Here is a 25,266-nt window from a genome sequence, read left to right on the forward strand (position 1 = left end):
TCCAGATTAAAGAATTTAAGGATTAAAATAGAACAGAAATTAAATTTAGAGATTAAAACCTGTTAAAATTACATATAACTTTGCAACATACCTTATTTTTGCGGAGGAAGTAATCAAGGATATATAATAAAGAAAATAAATTCGATTAGTCCTTAAATAATATATCTTTTTTGAGGATTTGGGATCTTATTAGTATGATATTTCTGGTTTAAAGGGGGAAGTAAAGGTGTGGGTAAATAAATTCATAATCCTTTTAGTAGTTACTATCTTTTTCATGATTCTAATTCATAGCCCTGCATCTGCAAGGGAGATTCTGGTAGGTAATAGTAGTTCAGGTGCAGCTTTTCCATCTATTCAGGAAGCGGTAAACGATTCATCTCCAGGGGATATTATTCTTGTTTATCCGGGTATCTATAATGAGAGTGTGAATATAGGAATAGATAATCTGAACATTCATTCTGCTTCCGAAAAACCTGAAGATACTGTTATTCAGACTTTCAATTTGGCGGCTAACAACATAGTTGTCAGTGGATTTAGCATACACGAGAATGTTAGTTTGAGGCCTTTTTATTCATCTGGTCAGGGATTTATCGAGAACTGTATTGTCAAAAATAACCTTTTTTTAGAAAACAGTTCAGGTATCCTTCTCGATAATTGTTACAACTCCACTTTTGAAAAAAATATAATAATAGGGACTGAAGCAGGCATCAGGGGTAGTGAATGCTATAATTGTATTTTTTCTAACAATAGATTTTCCAATTCGAGTATTCACTTAAGTTCAGGAGGCAGCGAGATTAACATTACGATAATTAACAATACGTTTCTGAATGGTCAGATCGGCATCAACTACTGCAGTAAAAATAAGATTATAAACAATACTATAGATGGATCTGGCTCTGGAATCTGCATCATCGATTCACATGATAATATAATAGACAATAATTCAATCTCCAACTGCCTTAGCGGTATTTCTGCAGCTTTCATCTCCGGTGATAATCAGATTACAAATAATACCCTGACCTCAAACACTGAAGGGATCATTATTGCTCATTACTCTTCAGGGAATACAATAAAAAATAACACAATTTCAAACAACGATATTGGCATATCTCTGGGGGACATTGCTCTTGTAATTGACAATAGAATTGAGAGAAATAGAAAATGTGGAATCTCTCTGGATTTATCTCCCAATGATCCTACTTCTACTGGTACCATTTTGATTTACAACAATTTTTTCAATAACACAGTTAACCTCTTCAATAATACTGAAATCGACTATCTCGAACGTGGCTTAGATGACGCTGTCTGGAACACTACAAAAACCCCGGGAAAAAATATTGTAGGAGGCCCGTACCTGGGCGGCAATTACTGGGCAAAGCCTGATGGGACTGGCTTTTCCCAAAACTGCAATGACTGGAACGGGGACGGGATTGGTGATTTACCTTATAATATCAATGGAACTGAGTATGATTATCTTCCTCTTGTATATAGATCCAAAGATAAACAGCCAGTCTTTCCTGTTGCCGACTTCAGTGTCAACGTAACTGGAGGCTATGTACCTCTTTCCGTCCTGTTTACAGATCTCTCGCAAAATGCAACATCCAGAGCATGGGATTTTGATAATGACGGAATCGTGGACTCTAAAGATAAAACACCGGTTTATGTGTATCCTATGTCCGGTACGTATGCTGTCAATCTGACAGTAAGCAACGCAAACGGTACTTTCTCGAAACTATATCCAATAACCGCATACGATAGGCCTCGATACATTCTCAAAGAGGCTCAGATCACCACAAACAAATATAATCAGACGATGCCTGCCATCTACGGAGACAGGATTGTATATTTAGATGACCGCAATGGACCGAGATACCACGACATCTACATGTACAATCTATCTACTTCCAGAGAAACTAGAATTACAACAAATAGTTCATATCACTATAATACGGGGCCTGAAATATACGGGGACAGGATAGTCTGGCAGAAGTTTCGCAGTACCGGTAGTCCCGATGTACTGGACAAAACCGATATACATATGTATAATCTTTCCGCTTCCAAAGAAATTCAGATTACTAACAGCGGAAAAGCATTTTATCCTGACATTTACGGGGACAGGATAGTCTGGACGGATACTCGCAACGGAAATGGAGATATTTATATGTATGACCTTTCCACATCAAAAGAGACCCGAATAACCACAAACGAATCGCATCAGGATAATCCCGCTATCTATGGGGACAAAATTGTGTGGGAAGATTCTCGCAATGGAAAAGGCTATGATCCTACCGATATCTACATGTACGACCTCTCCACTTCCACGGAAACTCAAATTACTGCTGACGATTCAGATCAATACTCTCCTGATATCTATGGAGACAAAATAGTGTGGAAGGATTCTCGCAATGGATCGAATATTTATATGTACGACCTTTCAACTTCTAAGGAGAGAAGAATCACTACCATCCAAGGCTATCAGGGATATCACGCTATCTATGGTGACAGGATAATATGGGTAGATGATCGCAATAGAAATGGTGAGATCTATATGTATAATCTCTCTACCAATGCGGAAACTCAAATTACTTCAAATAAATCATTGCAGTCAAGCCCTGCAATCTATGGCGACAGAATAGTCTGGACAGATTCGCGTAATGATTATACAGTCAATGGTCTTCCCCACACAAATTCGGATATTTATATGTGTACGGTTTCGGGAATAGAACCGTCACTGAAAATACCTGTTGCTGACTTCTTTGCGAATATAACATCAGGAGATGTTCCCTTAAAAGTATTATTTACTGATAACAGTACAGATGCACCGATGTTCTGGTATTGGGATTTTGGAGATGGAATTAAGTCAAAACATGCTTTAAACGCAACGCACACATTTACTAAACCAGGAAAGTATGATGTGAGCCTTACAGTAACGAATAAAAACGGTAGCAACACCAGGATCATACCTCAGTATATTACAGCAACCTGAAGAATGGATATCTTAGATTGAAAAATCAATCAGTAAAAGGTCAAGGCTAAGGGAAAAATAGGAAGTAACCGATAAGCTATGAAAAAAGCTCTGAAAAATAAACTCCCACAATAATTAAAGAACTCCTAAAAGAACCCCAAAAAGAACTTTCATAGTAATTTTCAATGAAACGGGTCCTTAGCCTTGCTGGCCAGATTTGAAAACTATCATAGAACCTTTAATTTTTTAGTTTACTCTCCTGATAATTAGCCTCTTTACAACCTTCTTCTCATCTTCTCCTCTAACAGCTTCCTTTCCTTCATTCTCTGAAACTTCAATCCAGAGCCTGAAGTTATAATCGTTGCCTGCTCCAAGGTCTCGGATGCAGATTTCAAGAGGTTTCTCCCTTGTAGGTTCTTTTTTTCCTAGGAGTTTCTGGTGGAAAGTTTTTGCGGCAGCTTTTTCGGGGGAAGGGGCAGAGATTACTCCAATCATTCCTCCATTTTCGTCCGTAGCAATGAAAGTCTTTTCTTTTTTCTCCTGCGCTTCTGGAGTTTCCTGTTTTATGGTTTCCCGCCTGAGCTGACGCCTGACCCTGCTCAGAGCATCTTCTGTACTTCTTTTTTCAGGAGCTGGTCTTGAGGCTCTAACTTCGGATAGGTGTTTTTCTTTTCGTTCAGGCGGAATATAAGGGGCTTTCCCAAGGAGTTCGTGCAGGAGCATGATTGCAGCATGTTTATCAAGGGGTTCGTTATTGTTTCCACACTTTGGGGACTGAATACAGCTTGGGCAACCGCTTTCACAGGGACAGCTCTCGATTGCTTTTAAAGTGCCGTCAAGTACCTCTTCAATAAGGTCATAACCCTTTTCGGCGTACCCTACACCACCCCGGTGACCGTCATAAATGAATATCCCGCTTTTGCCTCCAAGGTCAGGATGAGAAGGTGTGGAAACTCCACCTACGTCACTCCTGTCTACAAGCAGGTGAAGAGGATACATTGAAATCATCGCATGCTCTATAGCATGGATCCCGCCTGCAAAATCCAGTTTATGTTCTCCTACAAGCTCCTGCAGCCTGTCCGGAAGCTTGAGCCAGAGAGCCATTGTCTGGAGGCTGACAGGAGGCATCCCAAGAGAATGGGCGCTCATTACATCATTGCTCTGGGTCTGGATTTTCCTGTACCCTATAACCCTGTCCGTTACCTCAACTTCCCCAAGCCCGACTTCGACCTCCGATGCGTGTAAAAGCGGTTTTACAGCATAAGTCTCCTGTACAAGCACGGACGAGTCAATCATGGGTTTCGTATAATAGGTGTCATGCGTTTTTATGGCATGGATTTCCTTTTTTTCGTGGTCGATCCTGTTTATATAGTAGGATTCTCCCCTGTGCATATAAACAGCCCCAGGATGGCATTCCCTGAAGGCAAGGGTTTCCTCAATGTCTTTTTCAATAGGGAAGCGCTTTTCTCCCTCAAAAGCAAGGAGAGAGTAAGTATTATTATCAATTCCCCTAAGCGAAACGTGTTTGTAAGGAAACGGGTCCGTTGAATACTTCAGGTCATCACCTGCAAGCAGGCCTTCGGCTTCCAGAAGTTCCACGACTCTTGAATACCCTTTACCGAAGAATTTCTCATCCGATGCCCTCAGAGGAAGCTCTTTTGCGGCACAGAGCAGGTGCCCTGCAAGGATATACGGATTTTTGGGGTTAAGCACCGCATTTTCAATGCTTCGTGTAAAAAAGTCGGCTGGGTTTCTCATATAATACTGGTCAAGGGCGTTTGTGCCTGCCACAAGGATAACAAGGCTTTCATTTCCGCTCCTGCCTGCCCTGCCTGCCTGTTGCCTGGCACTCATTACTGTTCCCGGATAGCCGTCAAGAATACAGGCGTCAAGCCCTCCTATATCTATCCCCAGTTCAAGTGCATTTGTAGAAATAACCCCTCGAATTTCCCCTGAATTCATTTTCTTTTCAATTTCTTCCCTTTCCTGGTCAAAATAGCCACTTCTGTACGAGCAGATTGCAGGAGAGAGATTTCTGCTCCTCAATAGCTCCCTACAACTCCTGTACATCCTCTCAACTCCCTGCCTGGATCGGGTAAAAGCCAGAGTCTGAAGGCCTGCCTGTACAACCTTTGAAAAAAGCGAGGAAGCTTCGGAAAAACTGCTTCTCCTCAGTGTGCAACCCTTATTATTCAGATAAAGTGGCGGGTTCCAGAAAATGAATTGCTGGCTGCCCTGAAAAGAGCCGTTATTATCAACCACAGCGGCTTTTCGCCCTAGAAGAGTTTCAGTATGGTCTTCCGGATTTCCTATGGTTGCAGAACAACAGATAAACTGCGGAGATGCTCCATAGTACTCAGCCACACGCAAAAGCCTCCTGAGCAGGTTTGCCATGTTGCTGCCAATAACTCCGCGATAGTAGTGGCTCTCGTCAACAACTATGAACCTGAGATTCGAGAAAAAGCGCCTCCAGAGATGATGCCACGCAAGAAAGCTCATGTGAATCATTTCAGGGTTTGTTAAGACCACATTGGTTTGCCCTTCTCTCACCTTCCTTTTCTCGGCCTCTGAAAGGGCACCTGTATAACGGGCTATGCCTGCGCCTGATTTCAGCGACCCTTCAAACTCCAGAAAAGACTTTAACTGGTCATTTACAAGCGCATTTAAAGGGGAGATATAAAGAGCAGTTGCTTCAGGTTCATTGAGAATAGTTTCAAAAATAGGAACCATGTAAGTAAGGGACTTTCCGCTTGCAGTGGTCGTGCAGAGTACAATATCATTTCCTTCCCGAATTTTTTCTATAGCCTCAGCCTGGTGCACATACAGATCTTCGATTCCGATGCCTGAAAGGGCTGCTTTTACCTGCGGTTTAAGGGAAAGAGGAGCATACAGAGCTTCCCTTGCAGGAATTTTCTCATTATGGACGATCTGGTTTTCATAGCGGCTGGAAGCTTTTATCTGATTTAAAAAGTGAGAAATATCCATTTTTTCGGCACCGTTTTATTTTATCCGGGAAATGTTATTTTTATACTATTTTGCTTTTTTCTTTCCTATTTTCTCGCTCGTTCAATGCTCTGAAGTCCCCAGAAACAGAAAAAGTACAAAAAATTTTCGAGACAGATCTCTCACGCCTCTCACATCTTTTTCTTTCACAGTTTTTTCTTTCACAGTTTTTTCTTTCACAGCTTTTTCTTTCACAGCTTTTTCTGTGCATTTCCCTATGATCGGACAGTCTACTGTCCTTTTATTTCAAGTTCTTACCTGGCACCGTCTACTCCAGAGAGACGCCATCGATATTGTCTTCTTCGAGATTGTCTTCTCTATTTATATCTCTGGAACATGATGAAGAGAAGGCATTTCCACAACTGTATTCTGATCTGCTATAATTGGAACTTATGGGATAGAAGCGGCTCTCTCTTAACTGTTTAGACGGGACGATCAGAGACATATTTTGAAGCATTTCCTTTGCGATTCCGAGAGAGATAGCGTACACCAGATAAGAATCCCAGGTCTCTATTGATTCAGGAGAATGCCCTTTAAGAGCAGAAAGGTCTGTAAGATATTTTTTGAAATTATCACATCGTTTATAGTAAAGGTTTCCTTCGGGGGTCCAGCGCCCAAATATCTTTATGAACATGCCTGAGCACCTTATCATAACGAACCCAAAAATCCCAATTAAACTGGTCAGTACATTTATCTTTGAAGCCAGAGGGAACACCTTTGAAGGAAAAAATCCCGAAATCAAAATATAATAAACAATTGAAGCTATTAGAATGGTTCGGGCAAACCAATACATATATATGTTTCCTGTGAATTGAAAATATTTAGCAAATGAAGTGTGTGCTTGAACTTTTTTGTTCCAGGAAGTTAAGAATTGATAGAAACTATTTCCGCTTTGCAGTTCTGTTTCAAGTTTTTTCCAGGAGACTTTTCTTTCGGAAGCATGAGTTTTTAACAGATAAAGCACATCTTTTTCAAAATCTTCCAGTTCAGATAAGCTTCCTTCAGCCTTCGAATATATTTCATTGTTAAGAAGTTCAACGATAAAGTCTCTGGACCCGGATTCTGGCGTATGAGATGAGTCTAATTCTGGTGTATGAGACAAGTTTGATTCTGGCATATGAGATGAGTCTAATTCTGGTGTATGAGACAAGTTTGATTCTGGTGTATGAGATGAGTCTAATTCTGGAGTGTAGGATGAGTCTATCTCTTCAGGTTTTAAATTTCGTAAAGAGAGATATCCACGGTTAACGAGATCCATAACCGTAGCAGTAAATCCGTCTATTGTGGGAATACCCATACGCCCCATTACAATGGCATTTAACACTGCAGGTTTGGAATTATCAGGCACTTCCGTTTCAGAAATTTTTTCATGATCGATTTTTTGTTCTCTTCCATATATATAGTATATAAGTAAAGGAAAAGCCAGAACAAACAGTGCAAATAAAAAAGTCTTCCTATAAAGGCTATTTAAGATCATATTTTTCTGTTGATATGCATTTTCAATCTCTACTATTCTTCCAAGTCCTCTAGCCTCATCTACCTTGACAGAACCGAAACCTGAGGATGTAATTCCTGGGAAGACTGCTCGGACTTCATACCATTGAGTAGAAGGGATTTCGCCTGCCCTTAAATTAATGGCACTATTTTCGATGTTTACTTCCTGCGTATAAACAACCGGATGAGTCCAGTATCGAATTTCACTTTCGTTTTTCACAGGAAGCATAATATTTCCTTTAAAACTCTTCAGAGGTTTCTCCCACTCTTCTCCCCACAGCTTATAACCCAATTCGGAGCCATTCCGGATAGATTCAGCAGGTAACGCTTTGAGTTCTCTATGTATATCAATGTAGTCTCCATCAAATGCGTATGAAATCGATTCCTTAACATTGGTTATCCCGCTGGCATTAACAATTATATTTGTCTCAGCTCTTTCAAGTGAATATTTTGCACTTGCTGAGGATACCAGGCAGAAAGCAAGCAGCAAAAGAAGAATCGTTATCATTAGAGTTGCTTTCGATAAAATTGTTGTCAATAGTGCAGAATTAAGATTCGCTTCTATGGCAGCTTCAAAAGAAGCATCTGAAAGCTCCAATTAAGTCCCCCCAACCCTATATTATATTCTGATAATTATATAATCCAGAATATTCTTAATACTTGGGTTTGAACTTGGGTTTGAACTGGCTCGCAGATATGTATATTTTGAAAAGTATAGCTCAGGACAGAGATAAGTCCGGATAAGATATAAGTCCGGATAAGACATAAACCTGGATTAGATATAAGTCAAAAGATAAGCGCTCTATTTAAGATATAAATCCAGATAAGCGCTCTATTACAAAATATTCGTGCTTTTAACAGGTTGTATCTACTGTAATCTGTTAAATTAATCCAGACAAAAAAACAAATAATCAGTTACATTTTCGCCTTCTATTCCTATATAACATGAACTTTCCCTGTTTCTCACCGAGTTTAATACTGAATTTTCATCTGATGTAATTTGATCGCGTATGAAGTAATTCATTCTTTATCTGAAGTCTCTTTTTCCGAGGCAGCTTTTTTGAAATCCTGTACTTTTCGATCTTCGGCTTCGATTTTGCCGGCTTCGATTTCTTCAGCCTCAAATTCTTCAGTCCCAAATTCTTCTACCTCAAATTCTTCAGCTTCGAAATTTTCGGCCTCAAATTTTTCAGCTTCAAAGTCTTCTTCCTGAAAAATATCCTCTTCAATATCCTCTTCAAAGCCTTCTTCCAGAGCTTCCTCAAGCTCCCCTTCCTCTACAGTACCTCTGCTAGTCCCGCTTTCTGTGCCTTCTATTATATCCTCTGTGTTTTTACCTGCCTGACGCTTAATTTCGCGGATTGTTTCATCAAGCTCCCTTTTAATTCCGTATTTTCGGAAAAAATGAGTCAGGACATTTGAAACATCCCTTTCGAGAATTTCGTCGGCGTGAGGATGTTCAGGAGTGACATACTGAGGCCAGTCAATTAGCTGGACGCCATCTTCGGAAGCAAATATATTATACTCACTTAGGTCGGCGTGGATGACTCCAAGTGAATAGGTAATTTTTACCTGTTTAAGGATCTCATCGAGATACCATTCGGGGTCAATAAGTTTTGTTTTTGAAAGAAGACTGCCTTTTGCAAGCTCCATAACTATTGCATGCCTGTTGTGGTCAAAGGGCTTCGGGATTGAGACCTCTGGATACAGAGTGGTCATGATGTTGTACTCCCGCTGGGCTGCAAGCCTGGCTGCATAGATCCAGGAAAAGTGTTCCCTTTCCCCAAGGTGCTCACGTACACGCTTTATTTGCTTGAAACTGGTCCTTCCTTCCCTGTGAAACTTGATTACAACAGGAACAGGTTCCCCAATTGCGAGCTCAGGTGGGAGGATTGCTTCATAGATAACCGATTCCTTTCCTACCCCGACTTCGTCCCCTATTGCACTGATACTCTTTCGCTTGACAAAGGCATTAAGGGCAAGGACATCGTATCCTTCAAAATAAATCTGAAAACCCTCGTAAGGCTGGGTGTTCCTGACTACAAGCTTATTTTTCACAAGTTTTTTTAGCTTGTATTCAAGCTTCTCAAAGGGCAGCCTGGTGTATTTATTTAGTTCTTCCATTGGCACCCATTCAAAATGCTTCATTCCGGTCTCAATGCCAGTCAGGATTCTGAAATCCTTTGAGTTAAGATCTTTAAAAACCCTCAGCGCTTCGTCGATCATCTTGATACTAGATATAGTCCTCGATATTTAAATAATAGGTATCATGAACCCAGTTTCGATGCTAGAGTTGTGCCAGCCGAGTGTTCATCCTCTAACTTATCCTCATCCTCTAACTTATCCTCATCCTCTAACTTATCCTCATCCTCTAACTTATCCTCATCCTCTAACTTATCCTCATCCTCTAACTTATCCTCCAACCTTCATATCTGGAAGATAAGCACACGCTCTTATCGGGCTTTAAAGAGCAGGGCGAGAAAAGGGCTTTCTACCAATTATTTTGCCCAGGGATTGAAATAAAACAAAATAGCAATTTTAGAAGAGTATATAAGGGAGTTAATAAGAGATATTAGAGAAATGTGGGGGACTCAAGAGAGAACCTCGACATTGAAAAACGTTTATCTTTTATCTAGGAGCTTGAAAAACTATAAAAATTATTTTTGAAGGAACCATGGATAAAAAAACTGTCTTAGATAAAATAGATGAGTTATCGTTAATTTATGAAAATGGGGTTTTATCGCATCCCTACTGGTATATCCCGCCGAATAAAAGGTATTTAATTGCGATCCATGACGAACTATTTAAAGGAAAGTCAGAACTTAAACTGACATTAAATGAGGTCGCAGCCTTATTATTGACCCACAACTTAATTGAATTAGATTAAGTACAGGAAAATTTAGTTAGTAAGAGCCACTAAAACCAGGAATCGAAGGCGTATACTCCACATATCTGACCAGAAACATATACCTGAACCCATTTACAATTGCAAAGACTATTGCTTGGGATAAGGACAGGCTTAGGATATCCGGCATGAAGGTCTTGATTATCAGAGGACCAGATGCACAATAAAAATGAGAAATTGAAAAGCTAAACAAAGTTACACACAAGCAAGTTGTCAATATTAAATGTTTTTTTACTCCATAATAGTGAATTCCAAAAAAGGATTGTCAACCATTATGGAGCTAACCCTGTTTGAAATCATTCACTTTGAAGAAGCAAGAGGCACTTGTTTGCTCATCACTTTCAGCTTTTTGATTGCTGATATGGTTGCTTGAGATTCTTTGTAAATCCGGTCTTCGTAAAAACTTATGATCTCTTCAACCGGGACAGCAAGAGAATAAATTTTCATCGGCCGCCCTTTTCCAGGCTTTTTTTCCGAGCGCATATTAACCCAGGAATGGTTGCACATTAACCTCATTGCAAGACTGACTTCGGGTTGCCTTAATCCGGTGCTTATTTCAATTTCCCGGGATGAAGCTTCGTCTACATTCATAAGATATGCCATGGTTGTAGCGGCATTTCGTGACATTCCAAGATTATTTAATGCTTTAATAAAAACATAGTCATTTTCGTCCAAAACTTTTACTTCAGAGTCTTTCATGATACCCTCCTGATATTTCGAGTTTATGAATAGTTTGTCAGCTATATCTTTTACAATTACTTTAAAAATTAGATAATAACTTATAAACAGTTTTAAAATATATACATTTGCACGAAAATAGTATCTTCATTGGTCATCGGTTAAGGTTTAAAATGTCATTCTTGCCACTGATTTAATAGTACTTAAATATATTCAATTTATTCAATGATGTTCCAATCTCCCCTACTCTTGAAACCACGACCGGAATATTTTTCCTGAAATGCGGTTAAAGAAACTTGCCCAAAAAACAGGTTTTATAAAACGTGAACTTAAAATTAAATGTTACTATTCAGGTAGCCTTGTTAAGGCTACACAATTTTTCCTCTTTTAGAGGAAAAATTGGATCTACAATAAGTTATTTTTACCTTTGATGAAACGCGAAGAGATTCTTGCCCTGTGTGCTTCAAACCCTGAAGTTATTGCTTACATCGAGAGTCTTGAATCTCAAATTAAAGAACTTACAGAAAGATTGCAAGTTTTAGAATTTCGCTTAAATCAAAACAGCCGAAACAGCAGTAAACCTCCTTCTACTGATTTTATTGTCAAAGGAAAAACTAAGCCCAAGAGTCTGCGTAAACAGAGTGGTAAGAAACCTGGAGGTCAAGAAGGTCATCCAGGAGCAACTCTCGAAATGGTAGATAATCCTGATTAGGTAATAGAGCATTCTTTGAACTGTTGCGAAGAATGCGGCCAGAATCTTGAGGATGTTGAAGTTGAAGCTTATGAGGTAAGACAGGTTTTTGATATTCCGCCTGTAAATCTTATTGTTACAGAACATCAAAGTCAGATTAAGATCTGTCCTTGCTGTGGAAGGTTAAATAAAGCTGAATTTCCAGAATCAGTAAATTCCCCAGTTCAATATGGTCCTAATATTTTGTCCTCGGCAATTTACTTTAAAAATCACCATTTCATTCCTTACGAAAGGATTTCTGAATTGTTTCATGATGTAATGGGGATAAAAATCTGTTCTGCTACCATTATTAAAGCAGAAAGAGAATGTTTCCTGAATCTTGAAGAATTTGAAAACGTAATTCGAGAAAAGTTACTCTCTTCTCCTGTTATCCATTGTGATGAAACTGGAATGAAAGTTCACGGAAAAAGACATTGGCTTCATGTAGCTTCTACTGACAAATACACTTGTTATTTTGCTCATCCGAAAAGAGGATCAGAAGCTATTGATGCTATGGGAATTCTTCCAGAGTTTAAAGGGGTAGCAGTTCATGATGGATGGAAACCTTACAACGGTTATAATTGTGATCATGCTCTTTGCAATGCCCATCTCCAAAGAGAACTTATTGGAATTGAGGAGAGTTATAAACAGCAATGGGCTAAAGATATGAATGAGCTGTTATCTGAAATGAAAAAGTATACTGATGAGTGCAAAGAGCAGGGCAAATATCTGGATTTTGAACAAGTTAAGGCATTAGAAAAAAGGTTCGATACTGTAGTCGCGAAAGGAATTGAAGAAAATCCACCTTCTCTAAATCCTGAAAGACAAGGAAAACGTGGTATGTATCCAAAAACCAAAGCAAGGAATCTGCTTGATAGGTTTATAGAACATAAAGAAAAGATTCTGAGATTCCTGAAAGACTTGAAAGTTCCGTTTGAGAATAATCAAGCAGAAAGAGATGTCAGGATGATGAAACTACAGCAGAAAATATCAGGAACTTTCAGAACTACACGGGGAGCGGAAGCTTTCTGCAGAATTAGAGCATATATTTCCACAATAAGAAAGAATGGTTTACCTGTTTTAGAGGGTATTCTCGCGGCGCTCAAAGGAGCGCCGCTAGCTATACCCTGAATAGTTACAATTAAATTTGATGTAATTTTTTTTGTACCTTAACTCCTGGTTTTTGCGTCCATAACCAGCGTACAATTGCAAGCTTAAAACGTCTATCCTAGGTTCGGCAGGTCGAGATTTCATTTTCGATAATTTTTGTTTAAGTAGGTTTTGGAATGATGATCCCTTATTGTGTGCAGTTTTAAGGTTTACATATGATCCAAACATAATCTCTCATACTAGAAATTCAATGGAAAAATGATTCAGTGTACATATAGTAGTAGAAAGTAGTAGAAAATAGTGAAAAGTAGTAGAAAATAGTGGAAAGTAATAGAAAAATAGTAGAAAGTAATAGAGAGTAATAAAAAGTAGTAGAGAAGACATTTTATACGACCTTTTAATATTTCAGCTGGTATCCAAGTGTATATAACTTCTCTCAAATACGATTATTTAGAAAGCTTTAAGCTTCGAAAATACATATTTTTAATTGCTGTTTGAGGTACTGTCCCTGGAAAATCAGGATTGAAGTATCCTGGGCTGAGTTCAGGAAGATATGTCTGCATTTTTATTAATGTCATAATTGTTGCGATCATCAAATCTAAAGCCCAGTGTGACGGAGTGAATTGCCCCACTTATCGTACAAAGGAGTTACAATCATGCGTGACAAGAAACTGATCCGAGTACTTGCAGAGTATCTTGCAAAATGCACAGAAATCCACGCAAGGAACGAATCGATACCACCAGAGATCCTGGAGAAGTTTATGATCGATATCGTAAGCTGCCTGGAAGTAGGGGGAGTTGGCGATGTCGGAAAAGAGCTGGTTCCACTCAAAAAAGCACGTGCAACTATCAGGCTTGCAAGGCGCGAGTTTGAGTGGCAGTGCGACAATATAGACAACCCTGAAGACTGGGAAACCTGCCTGCGGAATGCAGTCTCAGGAAATGTATAATTTTTAAAGTTCTCCCCGAACTCCGTGGAATTTCGGGAATATTTCAGGCTTTAGCCCCTGCAAAACGAGGATTTAAAGGATCTTCACATCTCTCCGGGAACTGGCTCAGCTTAAAACTCTGCAGGTTGTTTAGCAGGCATTCATGCGTTTAAAATTGTACCTGTTAACAACACGGGTCAAAATACAGGACAAAAACAGAGTCGAAAACAGGGATCAAAGACAATCCTTGAGATCCGCTAATTATGAAAAGCTGGGATAATCTAAATAACAAGAGGTTGAAACCGGATAATTATAAAAAAGCTACAAAAATAATGTAGTGGAAGTCGTTTCCTGTGATGTAGTAATCAAGAGGAAGGCTCTCAAATCCTATCAAACAAGTAAGCTTTCGCATTTTTCAGATTTGGCTAAAGACCCCCACTAATTTTTAGCCTTGAACTTTTCATTAGTACTGGTTTCTTACTTTAAGGTACTTATTTGCCTCAGAAACTATCAGACTTATGCAATTGAACTGGGAAACAGTATTATGAAACTTCAATCAGTTTCAATCATAATCAGTTTCAATCATAATCAGTTTCAATCATAATCAGTTTCAATCATAATCAGTTTCAATCATAATCAGTTTCAATCATAATCAGTTTCAATCATAATCAGTTTCAATCATAATCAGTTTCAATCATAATTAGTTTCAATCATAATTAGTTTCAATCATAATTAGTTTCAATCATAATCAGTTTCAATCATAATCAGTTTCAATCATAACCAGTTTAATTATTATGTATATTACAGGCCTGCCAGTATTTTATTATTCTGTTCAGGTGCTAACCCCTCAGATTCCAGTTCTCTCTTTCCAGGATCCGGGTACATAGCGAGGCTTGTAGCTAAACTTCTCACTTCTCTTAGGAGCTTCTTTTGTTCCTTTCCAGAATCCAGGCTCATAACGAGGTCTGTAGCTATCCTTTTTTGCATGTCCTTTCCATAACCCGGGAATGTAACGCTGTTTGTATCTCATCTTCCCGATTTTCGGATTCTGTGTTGTTCCTTTCCAGGAGCCAGGAATATAACGCGGCTTGTGGTCAAATTTCTTCATTTCTGGAGTTTCTATGGTTCCTTTCCAGAATCCGGGAATGTAACGCTGTTTGTATCTCGTCTTCCCGATTTTTGGATTCTTTGTTGTCCCTTTCCAGGAGCCAGGAATATAACGCGGCTTGTGGTCAAATTTCTTCATTTCTGGAGTTTCTATGGTTCCTTTCCAGAATCCGGGAATGTAACGCTGTTTGTATCTGATCGTACTTATTTTAGGGTTCTCTTTTGTTCCTTTCCAGAATCCAGGTACGTATTTTGGCTTGTGAATGAATTTATCTGCTTTTGGGGCATCTGAATTTCCTCTCCAGAACCCGGGAATGTAGCGCTGCCTGTACCTGAGACTCCCTATTTTCGGATTCATTTTAGTTCCTTTCCAGAAACCGGGAATATAACGCGGCTTATGATCACCTTTTTTTGTTATTGGAGTCTCTTCAGTCCCTTTCCAGAGACCTGGAATGTAACGCTGTTTATACTTAATTTTCTCCATCTTTGGATTCTCTTTTGCCGCTTTCCATAATCCGGGTATGTATTTCGGCTTATACCCGAGCTTCTTTACCCTTGAAGTCTCTACGGATTCCTTCCATAATCCGGGTACATAACGCTGCCTGTACTTGATCTTACTGATTTGCGGATTTATTTTTGTCCCTTTCCAGGAGCCTGGGACATAATGGGATCTGGAGCTAGACTTCTCATTAATTCCTTGATTCTTTTTTACTTCGGTTTTCACTTTTTTAATTTTTATTCCAGCTTCTTTGTTTAGTTCATGTTCCTTATGCATGTCACTAGCCTCTTTATTTAGTTAATATAGTTTAACTGCGAAATTAGCACATTAGCGCATAAAACATTAAACTCGTTAGATAATACACCGCTAACATATAAATAAATATTTAACAGTTTACTAGTGGATGTTTAAATTCCTTTGAATAGTAGGCCGGTGTTTTTACAGGGTTCCGCTCTGACTCAACCGTAACTCTGAACGTCTCCACTAATTGTTCTATGATAGAGCGCCACACTTTTACAAAAAAATAAAATGTATTGATAAGTGCCGACGATTTGTATTCTATATCTAAAAAACAAATATGTTTATTGAAAAAATATAAAAAAGTAGTGTCTCGTAGTCCTAACTTATATATTGAAATTCTGAGTTGAAATTCTGAAAGGGATTTCACTCCTTTTTTATAAACAGCTTTGATCTTGTTTTTCAGGTAGATGGTAAGCTACTGATATCACAGGTCAGGCAATTCTACCTATAAATATGATTGCTTCGTTTTCAGATTTTTGTTTATGATATTTCCTGCCAGTAAGGAAGATCAGGAGAAAACAATTTTTTCTAAGCTCATTTTTCCTCTAAGCTCATTTTTGTTCTCTAAGCTCATTTTTCCTCTAAGCTCATTTTTGTTCTCTAAGCTCATTTTTGTTCTCTAAGCTCATTTGCTCTCTGTTCTGCTTCTTCTTTTGTCTGGAAAATCTCATTAACGCAGTTACATTTTCTAATGTTGTGGTCGCAGTGATAAATAATATACAGAATGTCAGACAGGCTGTCAGTGGGTACATAACTTAACTCGGATATTCCTCTGCCGACACGGGTATAACTTTGCCCGTCAATCTCGAGTTCTCCTGCATCTTTCATCGGATCATATCCAAAAAACACCTCGCTGTCCAGTGCTGCCTGCCATTCTTCTACGAAATATTCAGGCTGGCCCTCAATGTAATCTTTCTCACAGTCCGAAGTGCCGGAACTTTTTATATATTCAAACATATTTTCATATATGTCTACAGGTTTTACTTTTCCGTAATACAGGATGTTTATGTTTCTCATTTTCGTTTCATCTCCCTTTCGAATTCGTATTAATCTTTACGCACTTTAAAGTATTAAAGGAAAAAGCTAAAGAAAAAAACTGATTCTTCCTTCAGTTTAAAAAGTTTAAATAAAGCATGTGTAAAATAATTATATTGAAACGTTACTTCTTTTTTTCTCAATATCATGATTTTGTCTTTTTACCATCCTGTACGCATCTACTACTGCAAATATTCAGGCGCCGACAAACGTAACAAATCCAATTAAAAGAGCCATCAAACATAAGCTAATTCCCAATGCAGCAAGTACTGCAAATCCTCGAAGAGGATCACCTGCGTAAACCTGGCCGAGCCCTGAAACTACGCAGGATAATAGCGCTGCGATTGGAGGGCTTTTTTCCTATTTTTTTCTCTGTGCCACAATCAGGACCGATTTTAACTTCCTGATGAACCTCTGCATCGCATATTCTGCAACATTTTTTTCTCCATTATACTACTCCGTTAAAACCGTATATCTTTAATTAGCATGTTGCTAAAATATACTCCCAGCCATTTACATTTTTGGATTCTTTTCAAGCCAGGTGCACAGTTTAAACCATAAAAGTTCGATAATTTGTAGTAATTCACTTCTTCAGTTCTTTCGTGTATTTCTCACTTCTTCCTGTACTCTCTGACAAATTCCACATATTCGGCAGCATTTTCTGCTATGGCTTCAATCTCAGATTTCTCAATTTCCCTTTTAACCTTTCCCGGAACTCCGATTATCAGGCTGTTCTCAGGAAATTTCTTCCCTTCAGGAATCAGCGCGTTTGCACCTACAATAGAATTTTTTCCTATTTCAGCCCCGTTCAATACTGTAGAATTCATCCCTATAAGCACATTGCTTTCTACTCTGCATCCGTGAAGCACAGCTCCGTGTCCCACACTTACATTATTCCCTATCTGAACCCCGTTCTCAGGGTCAGCATGAATTACCACGTTATCCTGGATACTTGTCCGGCTCCCGATTTTTATCTTATTCCTGTCTCCGCGAAGCACGGCATTAAACCATACACTTGAATAATCCCCGATTTCAATATCCCCGATAACGTCTGCAGAATCCGCAATAAAAGCCGTCTCTGAAATTTTCGGGCTTTTCCTTTAAAATTCATTATCATGAATATCCCTCCGTCTTTCCAAATTCAGTTTTTCTTATTGTTCGGGAATAAATTATATCCTTTTCCAATTTTAATTCATGTCATACAGGAAACTTTGCTCTTTATGAACCTCAAAAGTTTCATTCAGGCTTTTTATAACCAAAATTGCCGTAGATAACAATCTTATCTTCGCCTTATATTTTATAAAAATCAGAAAACAGAAAAATTAAGTGGAAATTACTTTGTTTCAGAATAAGACTCTCTTCTTTTTCTCAATAATTACACTTCTTCAAGACATCTTGCTTTTGGGATTGTCTCAAAAGTGAATTTTACAAAATTCTTACTTAAATTGCATAACGATAAATAAGGTATGCAATCACCAGGATTGCCAAAACAGAAAGGAAATTATGCCCGGATTCCGGGTGTATACTGTTTCGATTTTCAGGATTTTTTGGCTGAAGTAAATGATCTATTATCGAAGAGATTGAAGGATCTGTTAACTGCTCTTTTCTTCTGTATCTGACCATGAGTGCGAAATGAATTAATGTTATAATAAAGGCCAGGATAAAAGTTGCAATACCTTCTACTGATATGTATCCTGCAATATTCAGGGCTCCCACGACCAAAAATGATGCAAAATATACTGCAACTGAGCGCCATAGTTCCTGTTCCACAATTGGGTCTCGGTTCATATTTCGGCTTCCTTTCTATTTTCAGTAACTTTCCTGCTCGATAGATTTACCTGGGATACTTCTATAAATTGTTTTTTTTCTCTGACTGCCTTATTCTAAAACCTTTTCAACTTATTTTATCATTATACTACAAATTTCTATAAGGTAATTTACTTTTAAACATTATTTGATACTAGTGGCTGAGAGATATATAAAAATGTAAACTGAAAATATAGACTGAAAAGACACTGAGAAAGAGAAAACGAAAAATAGAGATTGAGAAAGAGAGTATGAAAGATAGATACTCAGAACAAGAAAATGAAAAATAGAGATTGAGAAAGAGAGTATGAAAAATAGACACTCAGAACAAGAAAATGAAAAGATAAAGTGAAGTAAAAAATGAGACAAAAATATAACACAAAAGGAAAAAGAAAAGGAAAAGGAAAAGGAAAAGGAAAAGGAAAAATAAAAAATGAGTCCAATTAAATGAGAGGAAACGATTGTACGTCAAAACTCAATTCCAATAGTATCTTATCATAAATCAATCTCGTCTAGGGCCTGATGATTTTTAGCATACTCTGGGAATCGGGTCTCCGGCAGGTACATCTACAAAACGCATACCACCGAAACGGTTTCTCAGGACTACTTCTTTCTTATCTGGAGTAACTTCTCCTATAACAGCTGCATCCCTGCCGTAAGGGTGTTGCCTCAGGATTGAAAGCACTTCTTCTTCAAAGCCGGGTTTGACTCCGATAACTGCTTTTCCTTCATTTGCAACCTCAAGGGGATCAAGGCCCAGCATCTCACAGGCTGCGGAAACGGCTGGTTTGAAAGGAATCCAGTCTTCTTCAATCAGAATGCCTGCTCCGGATTTTGCTGCCATCTCGTTCAGGGCATTTGCAAGCCCTCCGCGGGTCGGGTCTTTCATTGCCGTGATCACGGGTTCACCCTCCGGGGTTCTGAGTTTCAGGAGGGGTTCTATGAGTTTCCAGAGTGGGGCTGAATCCGAGGCAAGGTCAGTATCAAAGTCAAAACCTTCCCTGTGAGCCATAAGCGAAATTCCGTGGTCGCCAATAGTGCCTGTGACCAGAATTTTATCTCCCGGCCGAAGCCCTGAATCTCTTACAGGGCTATCCGTAATTCCCAGGCCTGCAGTGTTCAGGATAATAGAATCAAGCGCAGTTTTCTCTACGGTTTTGGTGTCGCCTGTTATTATGGGTACACCAACCTCTGCGGCTGTTTTATCCATTGTTTTAATTATTTCCTCAAACTCCTTGAGTGGAAAACCTTCAGGGACTATGACTGCACAGGTAAGAGCAAGGGGCTTTGCTCCCATGACCGTAAGGTCATTGACAGTGCCTGCAACTGCAAGCCTTCCTATATTGGTATTCGGGAAAAAGGCAGGTGTAATCACGTGACTATCAGTAGTCAGTACAAGTTCGCATCCGTTGTTGAAGCTTTCAAGCCTGACTGTGGACCCATCATCAAGACATTCGAGTCCAATTGAGCCTGCACTTTTATTGTGAAAGTTTTTAAGAATTATTTCTCCTATAAGTGCCTGCATAACTTCTCCGCCTGCACCGTGCTCAAGAGAAATGGTATTTGATTTCATATAAGTCTCCTTTTTTCCGCCTTTTAAACCCTTCTGGATCTTCTCAATCTACTTTAAATCTTTTTAGTCCGAGCTTCGAGTTAATCTCTAGAATCTGATTTCTCATTTTATCCTCATTAACCCTGGCTCGGATTAATTCTTTTTAACCTGGGTTCTACCTTAATTCTTTTTGACCTGGGTTCTACCTTAATTCTTTTTAACTTTGCCTTATCTATTCTGAGCTTTTTTAACTCCAAGCTCGATAAAGCTAATCCAGGTTTCCAGGCTTTCCCAGTCATGCTTTGAAGTAAGGATAACTGGCACACTCGGATTTAAGGAAAGAATATCGTTTCGCATTTTTTCGGCATCGACATCAACCGCGTGTGCAATGTCAACTTTATTTATTACTGCAAGATTTGCAGTCTTGAATATCATGGGGTGCTTGAGGATAATATCGTCTCCCTCGGTCACGCTCACGATTACAACCCTCAGTTGTTCCCCCAGTTTGAAGTCCACAGGGCAGATAAGGTTGCCTACGTTCTCAATTAGAAGGAGATCCGTGTTACTAAGATCGATTTCATCCAGGGCTTTTTCCACCAGTTTTGCATCAAGGTGGCACTCTTTTCCGGTATTCACGGGAATGGTAGGTACATCGAGTTTTCTGAAACGGGAAGAATCCATTTCTGCGATTACGTCCCCTGCAATCACAGCTATCCTATACTTATCCTTAAGTTGCCTGATAGCTTCTTCAATCAGAGTGGTCTTTCCTGATCCGATTGCACCCATAACATTTACCGAGAAAACCTGATACTTGTCAAGTTTCTTTCTGTTTTTTTCAGCAACTTTATCATTTGCTTTGTAGACATCATGTCCCATATCAATTACATGCATTAACATAAACATCACTTGGGGAGTTATTTTTTATTTTTTACCTTTTTGAGGTTCAATCCTGGTTTTCAGTTTCGATCTCGATACTTTTAATTATCAGCTCTCTTCCACCTATAAGCTGGGCAGGCTTTCCGCAGACTGGACATTCCATAACTGCCGCATAAGCCAGAAGTTCACTTTCGAATTCACATTTCGTTCGTATCTTTTTTTCATCTATTGCTCCCGTGTATCCACATTCACATTCAAGGGAAGGCGGTATCATTTCTACAATAAAATCCGCATCTTTGGCAATACTTTCCTCTGCAAGGACTTTAAAACAGAAGTTAAGTTGTTCCGGATTAGTATGAGATAATCTTCCCATCTGAAGAGTTACGTGCTTAACTTCCGTGGCTCCGTGCTCTTTGGCAGTAGCCATTACCTGCTCGAAAATTTCACATGCAATGGATAATTCATGCAACCCTGTTGCCTCCTTCTCTTGAGTACCTGAACCAGTTATAACACATACCTTCCTGGCTTACCATACATGGGCCTGCAGGACTTTTCGGGGTACATTCTTTCCCGAAATTCGGGCATTGAGAAGGCTTTGCTTTTCCTGTAAGGATAGCTGCGCAGATACAGCGTTTTTTGTCTTTTCCTCCTGTTTTCTTTCGGACATCTTCAAGAGCAGAAGCATACAAATCTTCATACTTTTTTGCAGCGTCCTTTTCCTCAAACTCCTTTCTGAGCACAAGTCCTGAATTCTCGATTTTCCCTATGCCTCGCCACTCAGAGTCCGAGGTTTCAAACACTTCATTCATGATTTTAAGGGCAATCTGGTTTCCTTCAGGTTTTACAGCTCTCGGGTAGCCGTTATCTATTCTTGAGATTCCTTCTTCTGCCTGCAGTTGTAACAGGTTTATTCCAAGGAGAATATCTCCGGGTTCAAACCCACTTACGACAACAGGAAAGCCTTTTTCTGCAAGAGACTCAAAAGGTTTTGTGCCTATTATAGTTGCCACATGCCCGGGAGCTATAAAGGCATCAACATCTGCATCACTGGCAAGGAATTCTACTGCAGGAGGAGTTTGCTTCTGCGAGGCAAGGAGGCTGAAGTTTTCGGGGGTCTTTCTTAAAAGAGCAGCCGCATTTGCAGGAACCGTAGTTTCAAAGCCTATTCCAAAAAAGACTACCTCAAGTTCTGGCTTTTTTTCTGCAAGGGCAATTGCATCATCAATACTATAGACCATCTTTACATTTGCCCCTTCAGACTTCGCGTCCAGCAAACTTTCGGCCGAACCCGGAACACGCATCATGTCTCCAAAAGTGACAACGGTTGCCCCACTTTTTGCAAGGGCTATTGCAATATTAATATCTTCTTCAGGAGTCACACAAACAGGGCATCCGGGGCCGCTTATTACCTCAATATTTTTGGGAAGGACACTCCTTAACCCATATTTTGCTATAGTCCGCTCATGAGTCCCGCAGACATGCATTATGCGAAGTGGCTTATCCAAGCTTCTGATCCTTTCCAGGAGCTTTCTTTCAAGTTCAGGAGCCGCTGGCTTTGAAGGTGAATTCCCGTTTTCCATTTTTCATCAGCGTCCGCTTTCAGGTAGATTCGCTTTCGGGTGTTTCTATCTCTTCAAGTCCCGCAATCTGTCTGAGAAGGTGCATTGTTTCTTCACTTTCTTCTTCCGAGATTTCGGCTATTGCATATCCAACATGGACAAGAAAGTGTTTCCCTATCTGGGACTCGTTAGCGCCTCCCATAAGGTCCATATTCACATCTCTGCAGATTCCGCCCATGTCAATCGTTGCAGTATTCTCGTTTACAATGGATTTTACTTTTCCAGGAATAGCTATACACATGTTTCCTCGAACCCTTTTTTTTTAAAATCCTTTAGTTTATACAAATTATTTATTAATGAGATAAATTCTTGTATTAAGGCTTTTACAAGACTTATTTTACAAGAGATATATATTTGTAATGTATTTACAAGAGATATATATTTGTAAGGTATATATATTTACAGGTACCAAATGAGCAAAAACCCCTCCAGTTTTACTTCCTTAACTGGCTAAACAGCTTTTATCCCCTTACTTGTTTTTATTTCTCTACTGCTGCTTTTTAATGATCGCGTTTTCATTCTCCACTTGCCGCAGATAGAAAAATGGAGGTATCGTGAACAAGAACCTAATTTTAAGTTTTAAACAAATCCATTGTCAAAAATTATTTTTTGAAACTCTATGGTTCTATATTATATTCTTTTTGTTTTTTCTTTTCACTTGCATAATTTAAAAATGTTTTTTGCCCTAATCTTTTACTTGCTTCAAAAACGTTTTTGAAAAGGCCCTAAAACCGCTCTATTTAACTCGGGATGCTCAAGATATAAAAGCCATAGGTAATTGAGGCTTGAGTAGTATTATATATGTTCTAGCTTCACATAATAAGATCAGCTTCTTTAGCACTTCTTTTCCGTTTTAAGTTTCTATTGAGTGTACTTTTCAGAACACTGAAGATCAGAGTTAATAGAGATAACTCGGGATTAAAAGCTTTTCAGCTTTATAGTAAAGCAGGATTCTTTTGGTTACTTGAGAGTTAAACAGGATCAGTTGCTACATCTATTTCCTTCTTATGAAATCTCAGTTCTGGTTGAGAAAGCTCAATATACTAAAATATCCCTTAAAAATAAGTGATTCTTTCTTTGCATTTCAAAACTTTTCTGCATTTTATCTTCTTTTTATGTGTTTTGTCATAATACAGGTAAGTTTTTAAATATGAATTGCGACTTCAGTAGTAACTTTTAACTTTTGAAATTAAATTAATTATTTTGATCCTCTTTTCTCTTTCAAGAGGCTTTAATTCCCCGTATATGTACTATAATACACAACAATGTACATTGAGTTGTGCTATTTATATTTGAAGCTTATTATATATGATATTGAATCATATCCCTCCAATGCAGCCAATTAATATATTTATTGGAGCGTGTAAAAAACCTTAAATACTATTCCTACATTGAAAACATTAGTGGTAAATTTATGTATGTATTTATATAATTACTGTGGACAATTATTCAAAATTTTCTTTCGGATGTATAATTTGGGTAAAATCAAGATGTGGTAGAGATGAGTACTGGAATAAAAAATCTTGTCCGTACACTGGACAGTGTGGACTTCTTAAAAATGGATCGACGCACTTTCATGAAAGCGTTAGGTGCAATGGGTGCAGCTACATTCCTTGGCACATATAAATCTGAGATTGTAAGTGCGCTTGAACTCGCAGAGACCAAGCTTCTTTGGATCCACGGTTCCGAATGTACCGGCTGTTCCGAATCGGTCTTAAATGCAGGTAATCCTGACCTTGTACAAGCACTAGAAAAGCTTAATGTCAATCTTGCTTACCATGAGACTCTTTGTGCACAGCAGGGAATTTGGAATGATGGTAAGCTTGTAAACACCGCTGAGCTTAACTCCGAAATTCTCCAGGAAGAAATTTATAAAGAAGGCAACTATATTCTGGTCGTTGAAGGCGGAATTCCAAACGGTCCGGATGGTTCAGGCCGCTACCTGGTTATTGGAAACAAGCCTTTCAAGCAGACCCTTGGAGAGGCTGCAAAGAATGCTGCAGCTGTCGTTGCAGTTGGAGCCTGTGCCTGTTGGGGAGGAATTACCAATGCAGAAAGCGATGTTGCCAAGGACACTGACTACAGAGGAGTAGCATTTTCAAAAACCGAGGCATCAAAAGGTATGCTTAAAGAACTTGGCATTGATAAGCCCGTAATCAATATTCCTGGTTGTCCGGCTCACCCTGATTGGGTACTCCTTACCCTGGGCGCAGTTATTCTTGGTAAGATTAAGATCCCAGATGACCTTTCTGCCGTTCTGGACGAGTATAACAGGCCAAAAGTCTTCTTCCCTCCAGACCATGTTGTGCATGACAACTGCCCCCGCCGTGGATACTACGACCGCGGAGAGCTTGATGAAGAGATTGGTGGGCCAGGGTGCCTGTGGAAACTTGGATGCAAAGCTCCTTACGCCCATGCAGACTGTGGAATCCGCAGGTGGAACGGTTCAGTAAGCATGTGTACTCAGGCAGGCGGCCCCTGTATTGCCTGTGTTGAGCCAGGCTTCCCAGACTCCTCAAGACCCCTGTACGTTGAACGTGAAGATGTAGGAGTTGCCGGAACAAACATTGATACAGTAGCCAAAGTTGCAGTTGGAGCAGCTGCAGTTGCAGCAGGCGTACATGCTGTTAGGAGAATGGGAAAAGGAGAGTGAGTGAA

General features: G+C 39.2%; 18 protein-coding genes and 1 pseudogene. 5 read left to right on the forward strand and 14 right to left on the reverse strand.

Annotated elements, in window-relative coordinates:
- Positions 1-226: 226 nt before the first annotated feature.
- Positions 227-2,986 (forward strand): NosD domain-containing protein, encoded by a 2,760-nt coding sequence (locus tag MSKOL_RS13820; RefSeq protein WP_048157168.1) that lies wholly within the window; start codon positions 227-229, stop codon positions 2,984-2,986.
- 225 nt (positions 2,987-3,211) lie between these two features.
- Here MSKOL_RS13820 and MSKOL_RS13825 read toward each other — a convergent pair whose 3' ends face one another.
- The 4 genes from MSKOL_RS13825 to MSKOL_RS20400 all read right to left on the reverse strand — a co-directional run bounded on the left by MSKOL_RS13825 (position 3,212) and on the right by MSKOL_RS20400 (position 9,885).
- Positions 3,212-5,950 (reverse strand): DEAD/DEAH box helicase, encoded by a 2,739-nt coding sequence (locus MSKOL_RS13825; RefSeq protein ID WP_048157171.1) that lies wholly within the window; start codon positions 5,948-5,950, stop codon positions 3,212-3,214.
- A 286-nt stretch (positions 5,951-6,236) separates the two neighbouring features.
- Positions 6,237-8,060, reverse strand: coding sequence for a DUF2207 family protein (locus MSKOL_RS13830; protein WP_048157174.1), 1,824 nt, complete (start codon positions 8,058-8,060; stop codon positions 6,237-6,239).
- 422 nt (positions 8,061-8,482) lie between these two features.
- Entirely contained in the window at positions 8,483-9,688 is a 1,206-nt protein-coding gene (locus MSKOL_RS13835; RefSeq protein ID WP_048157177.1) for a serine/threonine-protein kinase RIO2, read from the reverse strand.
- 41 nt (positions 9,689-9,729) lie between these two features.
- A complete protein-coding gene (locus tag MSKOL_RS20400) occupies positions 9,730-9,885 on the reverse strand; it encodes a hypothetical protein (RefSeq protein ID WP_156151102.1) in 156 nt (51 codons plus the stop codon).
- A 251-nt stretch (positions 9,886-10,136) separates the two neighbouring features.
- Between MSKOL_RS20400 and MSKOL_RS13840 the strand changes: the two genes are divergently transcribed.
- Entirely contained in the window at positions 10,137-10,349 is a 213-nt protein-coding gene (locus MSKOL_RS13840; protein ID WP_048121850.1) for a hypothetical protein, read from the forward strand.
- A 318-nt stretch (positions 10,350-10,667) separates the two neighbouring features.
- Here the strand turns inward: MSKOL_RS13840 and MSKOL_RS13845 are convergent, their stop codons facing one another.
- Positions 10,668-11,066, reverse strand: a complete 399-nt coding sequence (locus tag MSKOL_RS13845; RefSeq protein ID WP_048121852.1) for a transcriptional regulator protein — start codon at positions 11,064-11,066, stop codon at positions 10,668-10,670.
- Between the two features lie 406 nt (positions 11,067-11,472).
- On the opposite strand from MSKOL_RS13845, the pseudogene tnpC reads away from it, so the two are divergent.
- Positions 11,473-12,906: pseudogene (gene tnpC, locus MSKOL_RS13855) on the forward strand (IS66 family transposase).
- A 635-nt stretch (positions 12,907-13,541) separates the two neighbouring features.
- Entirely contained in the window at positions 13,542-13,835 is a 294-nt protein-coding gene (locus MSKOL_RS13860; protein WP_048121854.1) for a hypothetical protein, read from the forward strand.
- 826 nt (positions 13,836-14,661) lie between these two features.
- Here MSKOL_RS13860 and MSKOL_RS13865 read toward each other — a convergent pair.
- The 9 genes from MSKOL_RS13865 to MSKOL_RS13905 all read right to left on the reverse strand — a co-directional run bounded on the left by MSKOL_RS13865 (position 14,662) and on the right by MSKOL_RS13905 (position 22,849).
- A complete protein-coding gene (locus MSKOL_RS13865) occupies positions 14,662-15,696 on the reverse strand; it encodes a hypothetical protein (protein ID WP_048157187.1) in 1,035 nt (344 codons plus the stop codon).
- 630 nt (positions 15,697-16,326) lie between these two features.
- Positions 16,327-16,737: a hypothetical protein gene (locus MSKOL_RS13870; RefSeq protein WP_048121858.1), complete on the reverse strand. Its 411-nt coding sequence runs from the start codon at positions 16,735-16,737 to the stop codon at positions 16,327-16,329.
- 629 nt (positions 16,738-17,366) lie between these two features.
- The gene (locus MSKOL_RS13875; RefSeq protein WP_369799526.1) at positions 17,367-17,753 is read right to left on the reverse strand and encodes a gamma carbonic anhydrase family protein; all 387 of its coding nucleotides are present in this window, start codon (positions 17,751-17,753) and stop codon (positions 17,367-17,369) included.
- Between the two features lie 442 nt (positions 17,754-18,195).
- Positions 18,196-18,543, reverse strand: a complete 348-nt coding sequence (locus MSKOL_RS13880; protein WP_048157192.1) for a hypothetical protein — start codon at positions 18,541-18,543, stop codon at positions 18,196-18,198.
- A gap of 547 nt (positions 18,544-19,090) precedes the next feature.
- Complete coding sequence (hypE, locus tag MSKOL_RS13885; protein ID WP_048157194.1) at positions 19,091-20,134, reverse strand: hydrogenase expression/formation protein HypE; 1,044 nt, start codon at positions 20,132-20,134, stop codon at positions 19,091-19,093.
- A gap of 207 nt (positions 20,135-20,341) precedes the next feature.
- Complete coding sequence (hypB, locus tag MSKOL_RS13890; RefSeq protein ID WP_231592660.1) at positions 20,342-21,010, reverse strand: hydrogenase nickel incorporation protein HypB; 669 nt, start codon at positions 21,008-21,010, stop codon at positions 20,342-20,344.
- A 46-nt stretch (positions 21,011-21,056) separates the two neighbouring features.
- Positions 21,057-21,458 carry a hydrogenase maturation nickel metallochaperone HypA gene (gene hypA / locus MSKOL_RS13895; protein WP_048121873.1) on the reverse strand — a complete coding sequence of 134 codons (402 nt, stop codon included), beginning with the start codon at positions 21,456-21,458 and terminating at the stop codon, positions 21,057-21,059.
- Complete coding sequence (gene hypD / locus MSKOL_RS13900; RefSeq protein ID WP_048121875.1) at positions 21,451-22,569, reverse strand: hydrogenase formation protein HypD; 1,119 nt, start codon at positions 22,567-22,569, stop codon at positions 21,451-21,453. The genes hypA and hypD overlap by 8 nt, the downstream gene beginning before the upstream one ends.
- Before the next feature lie 19 nt (positions 22,570-22,588).
- Positions 22,589-22,849, reverse strand: coding sequence for a HypC/HybG/HupF family hydrogenase formation chaperone (locus MSKOL_RS13905; RefSeq protein ID WP_048121877.1), 261 nt, complete (start codon positions 22,847-22,849; stop codon positions 22,589-22,591).
- Positions 22,850-24,100: 1,251 nt separating this feature from the next.
- Here MSKOL_RS13905 and MSKOL_RS13910 point away from each other — a divergent pair.
- Positions 24,101-25,261, forward strand: coding sequence for a hydrogenase small subunit (locus MSKOL_RS13910; protein ID WP_048121878.1), 1,161 nt, complete (start codon positions 24,101-24,103; stop codon positions 25,259-25,261).
- The last annotated feature ends 5 nt before the right edge of the window (positions 25,262-25,266 follow it).

The organism is Methanosarcina sp. Kolksee, from assembly GCF_000969945.1.
In the GTDB taxonomy this organism is placed as follows: domain Archaea; phylum Halobacteriota; class Methanosarcinia; order Methanosarcinales; family Methanosarcinaceae; genus Methanosarcina; species Methanosarcina vacuolata.